The sequence below is a fragment of the Burkholderia sp. NLJ2 genome (genome assembly GCF_049487195.1).
Classification (GTDB): domain Bacteria; phylum Pseudomonadota; class Gammaproteobacteria; order Burkholderiales; family Burkholderiaceae; genus Burkholderia; species Burkholderia pyrrocinia.
Genome location: NZ_CP137809.1, coordinates 839,558 through 853,877 on the forward strand (window position 1 = coordinate 839,558; position 14,320 = coordinate 853,877).

Here is a 14,320-nt window from a genome sequence, read left to right on the forward strand (position 1 = left end):
GCGGGCTGAAACAAGGCTCAGGAAACTGGGAACGTATCCGGACACAAGCAGGCGAACTAAACGGAAACGACCGTCCGGATCAGATCGAACGCGCTTTTCAGGATCAACGCCGTGGCCACGCCGACCAATGGGGGCGCAAGTACACCGGTGACGCAGAGCACAACGCGGCCGAAAGGCGGCAGGCCTGGACGCTTCCACGCGATGTAAACCGCCGCCGGTGGCAAAAAGAGAATCGACAGAATATATGCTTTGTACGTAAATCCGTGACGCGCGACAAACGCCTTGACCTTTTCCTTGAAAGACATTCCTGAACTCCTCTAGATCAATCCCAGACGGCTGACTTTCGCCACCGCTTGTGCCCGGTTCGAAACACGCAGTTTTTCGTATACGTTGGTCAGATGGAACTTGACCGTCCTTTCCGACATGGAAAGTATCCGGCCAATTTCCCAGGCAGTCTTGCCTTCGACTACCCATTTGATTACGTCGGATTCCTTTCTCGTAAACTGAATTCCCTTCGAGTCCTCGCAGGGTTTCCGGCCAAGATCCGCCGCGCGTAGTTCCGCATCCCGATGGTTCTGGCCCGCGATCTTTTGAATCAACGCGGTATGCAAATGCATGGCAATGAAGGTCAGAAGAAGCGCCGAGTGCAATGTCGCGTCTTCACACTTCAGCTGCAGAACGGTCCGGGTCGCGGTCGAATCGCCCGGTGGCGCTCCGATACAGGCGACAATGCCCTTTCCCCGCATAGATAACGCAAGGTCATTGACAAACGCATCGCACGGCGGCAATCCGGCATCGAGATCGTGCCAATGAAATGTATGGTCCTGACGGTTAGACAACGTGAAGCAACTCAAATATTGGTCAATGTCAATCGTGGCACCAAACAGAGTCAAGCCTCGCCGGGTTCCGGCGACGTCATTCGCCGCACCGTACCGATAGATCAGACCATGAGAAGCTGTCTCGCCGCTTCCGACATGCAAGATCAAACACTTGTCGAACGGAATCACTCGTCCAATTTTTTCCGCGAGTTGATCGATCCCGTCGGTCAAGCCGTTGGGGCGAAGAATCTCGCCGATGATGCGAGAAAAGGTCTCCAATTTGCCGGGCCCTTATTGAAAAGACAAGATTCGTATGCATTGGCATGCCCTGGCAATCGACTTTCGATTTCCTGAAGTGTCAATACCATAACGGGCTACCGATCAACCACAATTTTCATTCGGCGCGCCATCACCGCGACAGCGAGCAATGGCATCGTAAAATCGATCGCCATTCATAAACAAGTTTTTCGAATGAATAATTTAACAGCGAATGCAGACAACACTCGTCCCTTCAGACCGTTAACATCTGCAATATTAAACTGTTAATTATTAACAGCGTTGCGCATCAGATCCGATGACAGATCGATTTCACCCACTTGCGTCGCGTCATATTTTATTCATTCAGTTCCAACATCCGAGCCGGCGGTCACCGGGACACCCCCCGATTAACCTCCACGCTTGGATTCCACGCTTTAAATTTGACGTTGCGCAAGTATATCGGAGTACAGATGGCAGGAACATTACTCATCGCAAAAAAATATGTAATGAAGCTTTCTTTCACATTACACAAAAACAAAGCACGTCATATCAACAATCCGCCGCTTTGGCGCACGAAATTTCGAAAAAATTGATGGCACTCGTCATTTCGACAAATCTGCAGCCCGGCGAATTCGTAAAACTTTCCACTTGTTAGAATTTCAATTTCACTCATTCGCATAGTGCTATCAATTATTCACACCGTCAGAATCAGCGACATTCGATCATCGCGACGGTCAAGCGAGGACAACGATGTCGAAGGGAATCCCACCGTTTTGATACAGCCATATTTCCTTGTTCTTGTATGTCCCGGCAGACTGTCAAAACTGACAGGCAATCGACGTATTTAATCGGGAATCCATTCGAGCGATCGCTGGCGGTCACTGTAATGACTTGTAAATCTCGTCAGTGGCTACGTCACCGAGAGCATGACGACGTATTTGCTTTGCATACCGGTAGCGGTTGCAAAAAAACTGCGTTGTCGTCTTTGGTGGACAGGGCATGCGGGCCATCAAGCGCTTAACGGCCCGCACGCCATCCATCTAGAAACCCGGAGGTCGTCTCGCGACGCATACCTGTACGTAACCGGGCAGCAGGCGCGGCACTCGCAGCAGCGACAAACGCCCTGCGGTCGACAGTCGATGGTGTTGGACCATCACCGCCGGGCACCGATGCTTGGGCACGATCGGCGCAGTCCGGCGATCGATGCGTTCGATACTGCGCGGTACTACGAGCATTCGCGTATCGACGCGTCACCTGCTTGCACATCGGGACCATTCAGCTTGTTCACGAATGCCCCGTGCGAGCCTGTTTCGTCAGCACTCGAAGGCGGCCCTCGAACTTGTGAAGCAGCATCGACGCCGTTGCGGCAAGCCCGATCGCGAGTCCGCTCCAGATGCCGTAGATGCCATACCCCAGCAGCACACCGGCCGCCCATGCGACGGGCAGACCGATCATCCAGTACCCGACGATCGAGATACGGAACGAGCTTGTCACGTCGCCGAGGCCCCGCAAAATGCCGACACCGATGTTCTGGCTGCAATCGAAGATCTGCAGCAGCGCCGCGATCGTCAGCAGTCCTGCTGCGAGTCGCAGGACTTCCGCACTCGCGGCAACGCTGTTGTCGAGGAATGGCGCAAGCACGCGGGTCGGTGTGACGAGATACGGCAGCGCAACGATCAGCATGGCCCCGACGCCAAGCCCGAGTCCGGTATAACCGAGCCGCCGGGCGCCGCGATAGTCGTGCTGCGCGCACGCGTGGCTGATGCTGATCGATGATGCATGAGACAACCCGACCGAAATCATGAACACGATGTAAATCACCTGATTGACGATCGTCTGGGCGGCGAGCGCATCGGTGCCGAGCGTTCCGATCACGAGCGTCAGGACAGTGAAGAACGCCGCTTCCGACCCATACGTGGCCGCGATCGGAAGCCCCATTCGCCACGTTCGCGCCAATGCTTCGGCGTCCGTGCGCCAGACGGCAAGCGACAGGTTCTCGGCCAGTTCCGGCCGGCGCTTTACGATCGTGAGAAACGCAATGAACGAGAGCAGGTACACACTGCTGGTTGCGCAGGCAATGCCAATCAAACCGAGCTTGGGGAATCCGAACCGGCCGAACATCAATGCGTAGTCGAGCGCTGCGTTGACAACAATCGAAACGATCGTGATCACCAGTAGCGGCCCCGGCTTGCGCAAGCCGACGGTATATTGCCGAAGCGCCTGGAACCACAGGCACGGCAATATACCGGGTGCGGCAGCCGCAAGATAGAACGACGCTTGCCTTGCAACATCAGGATCTTGCCCGAGCCAGACGAGCGGCATTTCGATACACAGCATCAGTAGCGAAAACACCAGTGCCGCAAGCGTCGATAGCGCAAAACCGGCGCGCCCCAGCCGCAGGATTTCCGCGTGAGCTTGCCGGCCGTTGGCGAACGCGACCAGATTGCCGGTGCCCGTCACGAGCCCGGTCCCCATCGTCCGAAACTGATTGAAGATCGTCAGTGCGAGACCACCGGCGGCAATCTCGCGGGGTCCAAGCATTCCCATCATTACAATGTCGGTCGTCGTTAGCGCCACCTGGGCGAGCTGCGTGAGAACAAGGGGGGCAGCGAGCAAGCCGATTTTCCTGACATCGAGCCAGACTTGTCGATGAAGTTTCATACGGCGCGGGAGAAGATAGGTTCGAGTTCGCGGGCGATGGACTCGTCGAGCAGATTTCGCTCGCGCATCCACTCGTCGTTGAACACCGTGTCGAGATACTTCTCGCCGCCGTCACATACCAGGACGACAAGCGTCGAATCGGCCGGCAACGAATCGAGCATCTTCAATGCATGCCAGATAACGCCGCCTGCCGAGCCGCCGACGAGCAGCGATCTCTTGCGTGCGATGTAGCGGGCGGTATTGAATGCGGCCGCGTCCGTCACCTTGACCCCTTCGTCGAGTAGTGCGTAGTCGACCAATGCACCAATCTCGGCTCCAGGCGGTGTCCCGGTGCCGGACTGATAATAGGATCCACCTTCGCCGCCGAATGCGATCGAGCCGACCGGTTCGACACCGACGACACGTGGCGCGGAGCCCGTCGCGAGCAGTTCGCGCGCAGTGCCGAAAAGCGAGCCGCCCGTGCCGACCGAACCGACCAGGAAGTCGATTCGGTCGCCGAGAATTTCGCGCAACTCGTGTGCCAGCTCGCGATAGCCGTTGCCATTCGCAGGATTGTTATGCTGCTCGGTCCAGATACTGTCCGGGTCGTCGGCTGCCATTCGCTCGGCAAGCGCCTCCCGGTCCACCGTCGCGAGTGCTTCGCCCTCACTCACGTAGACGAGTTCCGCGCCGAATGCCTGCATCGCGCGCAGCTTGTCTTTCGACGCGTGGCAGTCCACGACTGCGGTAAATCGGTAACCGCGCTCGGCCGACAACAGCGCCAGGCCCATACCCGTGTTGCCGGAGGTCGATTCGATCACGCGTCCGGCCGGCCGCAGGCTTCCGTCCTGCTCCGCTTCGTCGAGCATCTGCCTTGCCATCCGAATCTTTGCGCTGCCGGTCGGATTCGTCGATTCCAGCTTGAGCAGGATGCGCGCTCCGTTGGCACCGCGAATCAATTCGAACAGCGGCGTGCGGCCGACAAGATCCGATACTTTCGACACGATCGCGGGCAGGGTAATCGTGGCTTGTTCACCGAGAAAACGTACATTCATTGTCAGGCTCCGGAGATCTGGGAATGGCGATCGACGCGCCAACGCGGCCGCGCACCGTCGAGCGTTAAGACAAGCTTTGGCGGGAGCGGTAATTCGTGAAATGGAGACTCGTTGGAATCCATCTGATAGCCGGCCGTGTTTGGGTAGATCAGGAGATCGCCAGGTTCGGGGCGTTGCTTGAACGCGATCTTGCGCCAGGTCAGCATGTCGGAATCGAGGCAGCTCGCGCCGCCGACACACGCGCGATAAGGGCCTGCCGCACGCAGAGATTGCGACGATTCGCGCACGGGCGTCAGCAACTCTGGATCGGGCAGGAATTCGCTGGAAAACCATTGCTCGGACACACTGAAGCTCGTGCCGTTGACGGTCGCCATGCCATAGTCGCCGCAATCCTTCACGCCTTGCACGGCGAACACCGTGAATCCCGCCTGATCCAGCAGCGCGCGCCCCGGTTCCAGCATGACCTGCAGGCCGTGCTCACGTACCAGTTCGGCGAGCGACGTTGATTCTGCATCGGGGATGCCGGCCAGGATTGCATCGAGCATCTGCGCACCGCCGCACGCCGAGTAATACGGATAGAAGCCGTCGAATACCTTGTTTGCATGGTAATCGCCGGCGCGGTGTGCGCCCTGGAATGCGAGCCAGTCGCCCTCGCTGACGTACGACATCGCAAAGCCACCGCCGATATTGATCGTGTGTGGCACAAGACCGAGCGCTCGAGCGGCGATGCACGCGCGCAGCGCGATCCCCGCCTGATTGCAGCGGGCCGTTGCACTGTAACCGGACAGATGGAACGAGAACCCTTCAAGGACGACCGACGACCGCATCGCGGCACACGCCGACAGCGCCAGGCGGAGCGCCTCGGCGCTCAAGCCGAATCGACTCCCATTTTGCACATCTGGCGCCATGCGCAGCAGAACACGTGCGACGCGATTCGATTGCTGCGCAATCGCGGCCAGACGATCGAGTTCGTCGATACTGTCGACGGCAATCAACGCATCGTGCAGGATGGCGAGCCGTAGCAGCGCACTCGCCTTTGCGGGACCGGATACGCCGATGTCGGCGCCGCACACCCCTGCGGCCAGCGCGTCGGCGAACTCGCCCGCACTCGCGACATCGACGCCGATCCCTGCTTCTGCCGCTCCGTGCGCGAAGCAGCGCGCCTTGTTCGCCTTCTTCGCGTAGTACACGCGCCCCGGAACCCGATATGCGTCGAGCACGCGCTGGAACGCCGCGACATTGCGGGCAAATCGCTCTGGAAACAGGAAATGGACAGGCGCGTCGAAGCCGTCCGCCAGATCGCGGATCATTGCGTGATGCCCGTCCACGAAATCGCGCAATGCAGGGTCCCACAACGCGGGCAGTCGGGGGATGTCGCTCACCATAGTTCGACTTCCTCGCCGAGCCCTTTCACCCGAGCCGCGTCGGCCAACACGCGCCCGAGCGCAATGTCGGTCACGATCATTCCGCTGTTGAACGCGTAGACGATGTCGCCATCATTGCGCCGTGCCGGCTTGCGACCGACCAGTATGTCCGGCAGCTCCGCATCGACAGCAGGAAGCTTGCCGGTTTCGTCAACGAGATCGGCGCCGGTCACCAACATCTGTGCCTCGCTTGTCGCGATCCGGTAGTCGGCACGATGCAGCGCGTCGGCGTGAATCCCGTATCCGACCAGAAGTGCAAGAGAGCCCGGCTTCAGCGCCGCGTGACGCACCGTCTCCGGTACGCCGGCGCCGGCCACACCCAGCACGATGTCCGCCTCACTCGCCGACGCGGCGAGATCCGTCGACACCTCAATGTCACGGTCGGGGTGAAAGCGCTTCAGCGTGCTGCGCACGGCATCGATTCCCGATTCATAGTGGCCGTGTACGATCACCCGCTCGATGTCCGGCAGGGCGGTCAGCAGGAACGGCGCCGCCATGCGCCCCTGCGTTCCGGTTCCGACGACAAGTGCCGTTCTGGCATGCGGCGCGGCGACACGCGCGATCAAGGCCGACACGGCCGGCGTACGCAGCGACCCGACCAGGCTGCCGTCCATCAGTGCAACGGGCAGGCCGGTTTCATCGTCGAACAGCAGCAATGTCGTGTAGTACTTCTGTAGTTCGCGGTTGTGTTCGGGGTCGTATTTATACGACGTCTTGAATCCGACGGTTTTACGCCCACCGTCTCGGCCCAGCATCGAATATGCAACCGAATGCTTGTCGGCCGGCTGGCTCATCAGCTTGCGCGGATTCTCCGATTCGCCGGAAGCAAGGCCAAGGTATGCACCCTCGACCGCCTCGAGCACCATCGATGGGTCGTAGTCGAGTTCGTCGATCGTGTGCTTGCCAAGCACAAGCAACCTTGACGGTTGCGTCGCAAGCCGCGGTCGTACGTCCGCGTCGGGTTGGGTCGCACCGGGCATCTCTAGTGTCATCGTATTCATTCGTGTCTCACAGTATTTCGCGCATCGAAGGGGCCTGCCGGAACGGCAACGTCTCGCGCAGGTTGACGTGGACGTTGACACGCCGCAACCAGCGCTGGCGCGGTCCATAGTTGGGGCGGTAGATGGTGCGTCCGTGGACGGCGCGCTTGTTATCAACCCAGACCATGTCGCCCGGGTGCATCACAACGCTCGTGCGATGCGTATAGCAGGCGTCGATCAGCCAGCGCAACGCACGCTGCGCCTCCTCGTCGCCAGGCAGCGCGGCCATGAATGCCTCGTCCACCCGCAACCACGGCTTCGCGCGCAGCCCGGACAGGGCCGACACCGGCTCCGGGCTCTCGTGCATGCGGCGGATGTGCTCGAATACATGATCGTCAAGTCGCCAGTGTTCGCTGACGTTCTGCTCGGGCAAGTGCGACTTGTCCGGAAGAATCATGAAGCGTTGGGCGCTCAATACCCGCCACATGTCGTCTGGAATCCCGATTTCCTCGATCCCGCAGAAAATCGTTTCTGCCCGCTCGTCGTTGCGGTAGCAAAGAATCGAAAGGAAATCGGCTCGATGCTCGTGGAACGCCTCCTCGTTGTGCCACACGAGCGTCACACTGCTGCCGCCGCCGAGTTGCTCGGCATGGTCATTCCTGATCGGCACGATGTGACGCAGGAAGCGACCGTTTTCCTGCGTGCGCCAACCGAACATGTCACCCAGCAGCGACGTCATCAGGCATTGCATGACTTCTTCATTCAGCGATCGCGGGTTGCGCCATGGCGCGTCCCAGTGCGACGGCGACGGGCCGATGCGGGTGTCGTCCACCGGCATTCCGCGCAACAGAAGCACACTGCACGGTAGTTCCAGTTGTCGATAGCGATGCGCCAGCGAACGCAGCGAGCGCGGCAATTCCTGCGCGGCCAGCATGCAATCGCTTGCGAACGCGACACTCTCGACACTGTCGTATTGAGCGATCAACTCCTGCGCAATGTCGGCAAGTCGGGCCACCTCGTCGTCGCGCAATTCATAGATAGCGAGCGACTTCGAAACCGGCCGCAGGCCGGATGGATCGATGCCTTCGGAAAGATTCATACATTTCCCTCGTGTGAAATCGGGCAATCACGCACCTGTGGTGCGGCGAATGCCCGAGCTTTCGTCGTCGACGACCGCTTTGCTCCGTGGCGCATTGCGGTCCGTCGTCTCTCAATATCGTTTTGGTGGGGCTGATGGCATTCCTTGCATGCCGATCTCCGCGGACAAGACAAACGTGCCCGTCTGGCAAGGTCTTGATCCTTTGAAATCGACATGCCAAGAAAAACGATGCCCTTCAGCTATCCAATCAACATCTACGCGGCTTACCGGACAACGGCCGCGCTCCCGCGTGTCAGGCGGGCACTCCGTGATGGCAGCGGGCGCGATCGTCACCCACTTTCACGCTGGATCACCACGCCGTCATTCAGCGTATGAACCCATCGCGAATGATTCCCTTTCCTCTGTTAACCGGATGAGGACCAGAAACGCGAACCGAATCCGGATAATTTTTTTCGCGGATCAGTCGACCACGCGGAATCCGGCGGTGCGCCTGGCCTTGCACGTCACCTGGCGTCGATCCCGGTCCGCCACGGATGTATTCGCGTTACCCTGATTGGCAGCCCGTGCCCGAGTATCGCGAGCGTCTGGTCCGGACTGCCTATTGGCAAGCGGCCGACCGCCGTGATTCCCGCGACCCGCGAGTCGACGCCGATGTCGCCATACCGATGGCGACTCAATTCGCCAATTAATTCGTTAAACGAAATATTCCTGGCGATAATTGCTCCGCGCAACACACTTCGCAGACGGGAGCCGCGCCTACCGCCTCAGATCGCCGCGTTGGCGATCAGCTCGAACATCGCTCTCCGAACCAGACGCGGGAAGGATCACCGGCATGCGTCAGCAAACGAGACCGGCGTCGATCCACGCCAGATGCAACAGGCCGGTGCGAGATACTTCTGCACCATCCGCGCTGAAACAGCGAGTGCAGCAGCGATCTCCCGAGTGGGCAACGCGTGGATCTGCGCCATGATGAAGGCTCGCCTCGCCTTATCCGGCAAGCGGTTGATGAGTTCGCCGATCTCGACCAGCGTTTCGATGACGATGACACGGTGTTCCGCAGACGGTTCACCAGCCTCGGGCTGATCCGACAACGCGTTCAGCCATGCCTGCTCGACTTCGCGACGGCGCCATAGGTCGATGCACATCCCCTGCGCAATCGCACGCAGATAAGCCCGCGCTTCAGCGTCGCTCCCGAAATCCTTGCGTGCTGGTTTGACAATCAGGCGCAGCAATGTGTCGTGGACAAGGTCAGCAGCGTCGGCGGCATCTCCCAACCGCCGACGTAGCCAGCTTTGCAGCCAACCTTGATGGTCACGATAAAGAACAGGGACATGCTGATGCACGGCGGACTGCGTGACGGTCATGTCACAACCCCTTCAACATCAATGGCTGCAGGCGGGAAGGAAATACGAATCGTTTGTGTTTATAAACCAACTTCCACTTTCCTTGCAACACTTTACATCTGCGTTGAAGCTGCGTTACTTCAACATCCCCGTCGACTCGTCAGCGTGTCCGTTGGACCCGATTTGACGTTACCGTCCGCGCAATAACAGAGCCGATATCGTCTCGTTTTACTCATATTGCCGACTCAATGGAATGCGGAACGCGTGCAGGCGGAATGAGTCGACCGAGCGCGCGAATGTCGTCTTCCGCAAGCGTCCGGTCACGTTCGTTGTCACGCGTCGGACGTCATCCCCCTGCACGACATCCTCTTTCGCAAGCGCGAGTCCATTGCAATCGATCAACAGGCGCTTCCGCAACGGGTTACGCTCGCCCCACCAAATCATTTGCTGGGCGGCCCCAACATTGCGACCGCTTTCCGGTCGGTTTCGCGGCTTCGATTTGCCTGACCGTCAGCGCCCCCATGATCGCCCTCCATTGATATCGTCGCCAGGTTGGCTCGTGCATTGCCAAGCAGAACGTACTCCACGTCACGAACACTAAAAATCGCTGCGTCACCCCCACGCTCCGCTGCAGTGCATTGCCTCAACGCATTCAGAACGCGAGAAACCTGAATCGGCCCGCCCCACCTGGCGCGCTATCACGCACAGGCGCATTGTCGTACGCATCCGCGGAATTTCTTCACCCCGCCCGACGCGCACTCCGCGCCGGCTCACGCGACGGCATCTCGACAGCGGATTGCATAAACCGCTGATCGACCGTCGCGGAGATGCGCTGTGCCGTTTCGCACAGCGCGACGCCGATCTGCTTGATCGACATCACTGCGGCTTCTTCCGAGAGCGCCAGGTATGGGCAAGCGAGGATGGCGATTGCGAAGCCCGACTTGTCGACGATCGGCGTTGCGATATCCGTGATGCCGGGAATGCGCTCGTTCGGGCGGCAGATATAGCCGTCTACCTGATGGGTCGGCAATGCTTCATCGCTGCGTGGCGGGTTCCACGACGCGACATCGTGCCCGATGTTCCGGAGCAAGCGGGTTCGCACGTCTTCGTCCTGAAATGCCAGGTACATCTCCCCCGCGGCGCTGCCGTGCAGCGGAACGCGCGTGCCGACCCGGACCGCCAGGTTCCATTCCGTTTCAGCGCCGGCCGTTGCGACGACAACCATCGTGTCGCCATCGAATACCGTCAGGTAACACGACTGGACAGTCTGCAATGCGAACTGCTGCAGGAGCGGCGTGACAAGCGCGCCGAGCGATCGTGTTGGCGCATGATGTTGCCCGAGAAAATAAAGCTTCATGGTCAGCGCGTAACGGTCGTAACGATCCACCCTGTAGATGTAACCGCGATCCTCGAGCACCTGCATCATGCGATACAGTTCGCTCCGGCTGCGCTTCAACGCGCGGCAAATGTCCGCCTGCGCCATGCCAAACTGGCGATCGATGAGCAACTCGAGAATATCGAGGCCCTTCTCGAGCGCCGGCGCACGATAATTCGCTTTTTTCTTGAGACCCGAATGGTCGGGATCGTCCGGATCTTCGTTTGGATTCCGCATGTGAAACGATGCCTCTGGAATTCAGCTCATTTGAGTCACGCCGGAAGCAGGCGCCCGCCCGGCAATCAGCGTGTTTCCGGCCACCATGGCTGCGGCGTTTCCCGAATCAGATAGTCGTCCGGGTTCTTGCCGACCAGCCACCCGGGACGCGCACCTTTGCCGGACCAGGATCGGCCGGTGTCCGGATCGTAGTATTTCGCCGGCGCCTTCTGCGGCCTGGCCTTGATGAAGCCTGCCGCCCGCAGCAATTCGATTTCGGTGATGCCGAACTGCCTGACGTGCTCGGCAATCTCCTTGAGCCTGGCCTGCTTCTCTTTCTGCCTGACCTCTTCGACGATCAGGTTCAATTGACCGAGCTGCTGTTGCAGCTCGCGAATAGTGGGACGCTTCATTTGACACATTCCGGAGAGACTCAACAAACCGCGGCTCGACCGCACGTGCGTCATGCAGCGCCGCGGCGAATGCGGAGAATGAGGAAATTCGGGCGCACGAAGGCCTGATCGTATGGACCACTTAGCTCAGGTTTCTATTCGACGCCCCCTTTACTCGCGGCAACGCCGCATGTATCCAGTCACGCAGTTGCGGAAGCTCCGGCACGATCCGGTTCAGTTCCGCCAGTGGATTGGTATCTGGAAGCAATTTATCGATTGAACACCCGGAATCGTCTGCGTGGCACCGTGTCGCGTCCGGATATCGGAGTCTTGATGTAATGCATGATTGGTCTAACGTCATGGTATTCACTACTTTGATACGCCACGCTTCCAGCACAATTCATACCATATACGTCCATTTCGTTTCCGAGGCGCTAAAAATCCCGACAAAACAAAGGCCTATAAGCCAATCCATAAAGATATGAATAAATCGACGTTTGTATGGTTGAACGTTTGCGCCTGTCTCGTTCGCAGCCGTTACGTAACGACACTCCGTAACAGGCACCCTGACACGAAACGTACCAATTGGATGCCAGATAGATAATGTGGCCGCGGTAGCGACATGTGTCGGCCAACGTTTCATCGACACTCACGAGCCGTTTAGCGCGTAGCGCCGCTCAAATGAGGCTGGCCCAATTTCCGTCCCGGTCTCGATTGGAAAATTCCGGCGCTTCGTCCAGACTTCATTGACCGCACCGATGGACTGTTTGGGCTGCCCGCGTCGGTCCGACTTGCTGCGTCGAGGTCGCTTGTGACGCAACGAAAGCCCGAGTTCGCGATACACGCGTTCGACGCGTTTACGGTTATCTCGCCCGCCTTCTCGGCGAGGCATCACGTACACGCGAGGCGCACCGTCACGCACCCGCACTTCCGTGATCTCCTTGGTGCACCTCTCCAGCGCGCTTCGATCCCGCGCGACCGACTCGTAACGGTAGACCGTACCGGGACAGCCTCACCTGGCCTCTACGTTACGTGCCGCCCCGGCCAACCGTCACGTAACAGATCGCGCGGCGACCGCTGGCTCCCGTCACGTTGCACGAAGATGGATACCGAACGCGGCAGTAGCACGCACGCGGCGCTCAAGCCGGCTGGCACGTCGATTGCTTTTAGCTATAGGCGGCCGGCACGATGCCGGCGGAGTAGCCCGTCCCGACCTCGCGGCTCATAGGGTCTGCGGCTTGCGGGATCGGGCATATAGACAACGCAGCCGGCACGCCATTGCGCCAGCGACGGACACTTCACTCGCAGCCCATCTGAACACCTCATGAAAGTCACGATCATAGGAACCGGTTACGTCGGCCTCGTTACGGGCGCCTGTCTCGCCGATATCGGCAACGACGTCGTATGCGTGGACGTCGACGTGCGCAAGATCGACATCCTGCTTTCCGGTGGCGTGCCCATCTACGAACCGGGCCTGAAGGAAATCATCGACCGGAACCGCGCCGCCGGGCGCCTCGCGTTCACGACAGACCTGGAAGCCGGGGTCGCGCATGGCGACCTGCAGTTCATCGCCGTCGGCACGCCGCCCGATGAAGACGGTTCGGCCGATCTCTCGCATGTCGCGAGCGCCGCGCGCTCGATCGGCCGCTACATGACGGGCTTCAAGACCATCGTCGACAAATCTACCGTCCCCGTCGGCACGGCGTCGCTCGTGGCCGAGATCGTTCAGGGCGAACTGACGACGCGCGGCGTGGCGTGCGGCTTTTCGGTGGTGTCGAACCCGGAGTTCCTGAAGGAGGGCGCGGCGGTCGAGGACTTCATGCGTCCGGACCGAATCATCATCGGCAGCGCGAGCGACGCAGCCGGGCAGCGCGCGAAAGCGATGATGCGCGAGCTGTACCTGCCGTTCAACCGGAATCACGAGCGCACGCTTTACATGGACGTGCGTTCGGCGGAGTTCACCAAGTACGCGGCCAATGCGATGCTCGCGACGCGCATCTCGTTCATGAACGAACTCGCGAACCTCGCGGACCGGATCGGCGCCGACATCGAGGAAGTCCGCCGCGGCATCGGCTCCGATCCGCGCATCGGCTATCACTTCCTGTACGCAGGCGTCGGTTACGGCGGCTCCTGCTTTCCGAAGGACATCCATGCGTTGCGGCACGCCGCGCGCGCCCACGGCTACCCGATGCGGATCCTGGAAGCCGTCGGGCAAGTCAACGACGACCAGCGCACGACCTTCCTCGAGAAAATCTTCGGCCGCTTCGGCCGCAACCTGTCGGGCCGGACGTTCGCCGTCTGGGGCCTCGCGTTCAAGCCGAACACCGACGACATGCGGGAAGCGCCGAGCCGGACGATCATCGCGTCGCTGCTCCGGCACGGCGCGACGGTGCGTGCGCATGATCCGGTCGCAATCGACGAGGCGAAGCGGGTGTTCGAACGCGACCTCGCGCACGACCCCGCCGCGCTGTCGCGACTGTCGTTCTCCGACAGCCAGAACGCCGTGCTCGAGCAAAGCGATGCGCTCGTGATCCTGACCGAGTGGAAATCCTACAAGAGCCCCGACTTCGCGCTGATCGCCGGGAAACTCGCGGCACGTGCCATCTTCGACGGCCGCAATCTGTACGCATCCGGGGCGTTCATCGGCAGCGGCATCGAATACCACGGCATCGGGCGCGGCACCGCGGCATGAACGGCCGTCACGATCGCGCGGATACGCC

General features: G+C 59.9%; 11 protein-coding genes and 1 pseudogene. 1 reads left to right on the forward strand and 11 read right to left on the reverse strand.

Annotation, left to right across the window (positions count from 1 at the left end; all coding sequences use genetic code 11):
• Positions 1-56 precede the first annotated feature (56 nt).
• From R9B84_RS20385 to R9B84_RS20435, 11 genes and pseudogenes are all read right to left on the reverse strand, one after another.
• Positions 57-305, reverse strand: coding sequence for a hypothetical protein (locus R9B84_RS20385; protein WP_423760171.1), 249 nt, complete (start codon positions 303-305; stop codon positions 57-59).
• Between the two features lie 12 nt (positions 306-317).
• Positions 318-1,097, reverse strand: coding sequence for a helix-turn-helix domain-containing protein (locus R9B84_RS20390; protein WP_423760172.1), 780 nt, complete (start codon positions 1,095-1,097; stop codon positions 318-320).
• Between the two features lie 1,263 nt (positions 1,098-2,360).
• The gene (locus R9B84_RS20395) at positions 2,361-3,692 is read right to left on the reverse strand and encodes an MATE family efflux transporter (RefSeq protein WP_423760173.1); all 1,332 of its coding nucleotides are present in this window, start codon (positions 3,690-3,692) and stop codon (positions 2,361-2,363) included.
• A gap of 41 nt (positions 3,693-3,733) precedes the next feature.
• Positions 3,734-4,771, reverse strand: a complete 1,038-nt coding sequence (locus R9B84_RS20400) for a cysteine synthase family protein (protein WP_423760174.1) — start codon at positions 4,769-4,771, stop codon at positions 3,734-3,736.
• A 2-nt stretch (positions 4,772-4,773) separates the two neighbouring features.
• Positions 4,774-6,156 (reverse strand): alanine racemase, encoded by a 1,383-nt coding sequence (locus R9B84_RS20405; protein ID WP_423760175.1) that lies wholly within the window; start codon positions 6,154-6,156, stop codon positions 4,774-4,776.
• Positions 6,150-7,196 (reverse strand): ornithine cyclodeaminase family protein, encoded by a 1,047-nt coding sequence (locus R9B84_RS20410; protein ID WP_423760176.1) that lies wholly within the window; start codon positions 7,194-7,196, stop codon positions 6,150-6,152. The genes R9B84_RS20405 and R9B84_RS20410 overlap by 7 nt, the downstream gene beginning before the upstream one ends.
• 7 nt (positions 7,197-7,203) lie before the next feature.
• On the reverse strand, positions 7,204-8,274 hold the full coding sequence (locus tag R9B84_RS20415) for a TauD/TfdA family dioxygenase (RefSeq protein WP_423760177.1): 1,071 nt from the start codon (positions 8,272-8,274) through the stop codon (positions 7,204-7,206).
• Positions 8,275-9,098: 824 nt separating this feature from the next.
• Positions 9,099-9,638 carry a sigma-70 family RNA polymerase sigma factor gene (locus tag R9B84_RS20420; RefSeq protein WP_423760178.1) on the reverse strand — a complete coding sequence of 180 codons (540 nt, stop codon included), beginning with the start codon at positions 9,636-9,638 and terminating at the stop codon, positions 9,099-9,101.
• 718 nt (positions 9,639-10,356) lie between these two features.
• Complete coding sequence (locus R9B84_RS20425) at positions 10,357-11,229, reverse strand: IclR family transcriptional regulator (protein ID WP_423760179.1); 873 nt, start codon at positions 11,227-11,229, stop codon at positions 10,357-10,359.
• Positions 11,230-11,294: 65 nt separating this feature from the next.
• On the reverse strand, positions 11,295-11,621 hold the full coding sequence (locus R9B84_RS20430; protein ID WP_423760180.1) for an H-NS family nucleoid-associated regulatory protein: 327 nt from the start codon (positions 11,619-11,621) through the stop codon (positions 11,295-11,297).
• Between the two features lie 712 nt (positions 11,622-12,333).
• A pseudogene (locus tag R9B84_RS20435) lies at positions 12,334-12,600 on the reverse strand (IS3 family transposase); the annotation flags it as partial.
• Positions 12,601-12,924: 324 nt separating this feature from the next.
• Here R9B84_RS20435 and R9B84_RS20440 point away from each other — a divergent pair.
• The gene (locus R9B84_RS20440) at positions 12,925-14,292 is read left to right on the forward strand and encodes a UDP-glucose dehydrogenase family protein (protein ID WP_423760181.1); all 1,368 of its coding nucleotides are present in this window, start codon (positions 12,925-12,927) and stop codon (positions 14,290-14,292) included.
• Positions 14,293-14,320: the final 28 nt, after the last annotated feature.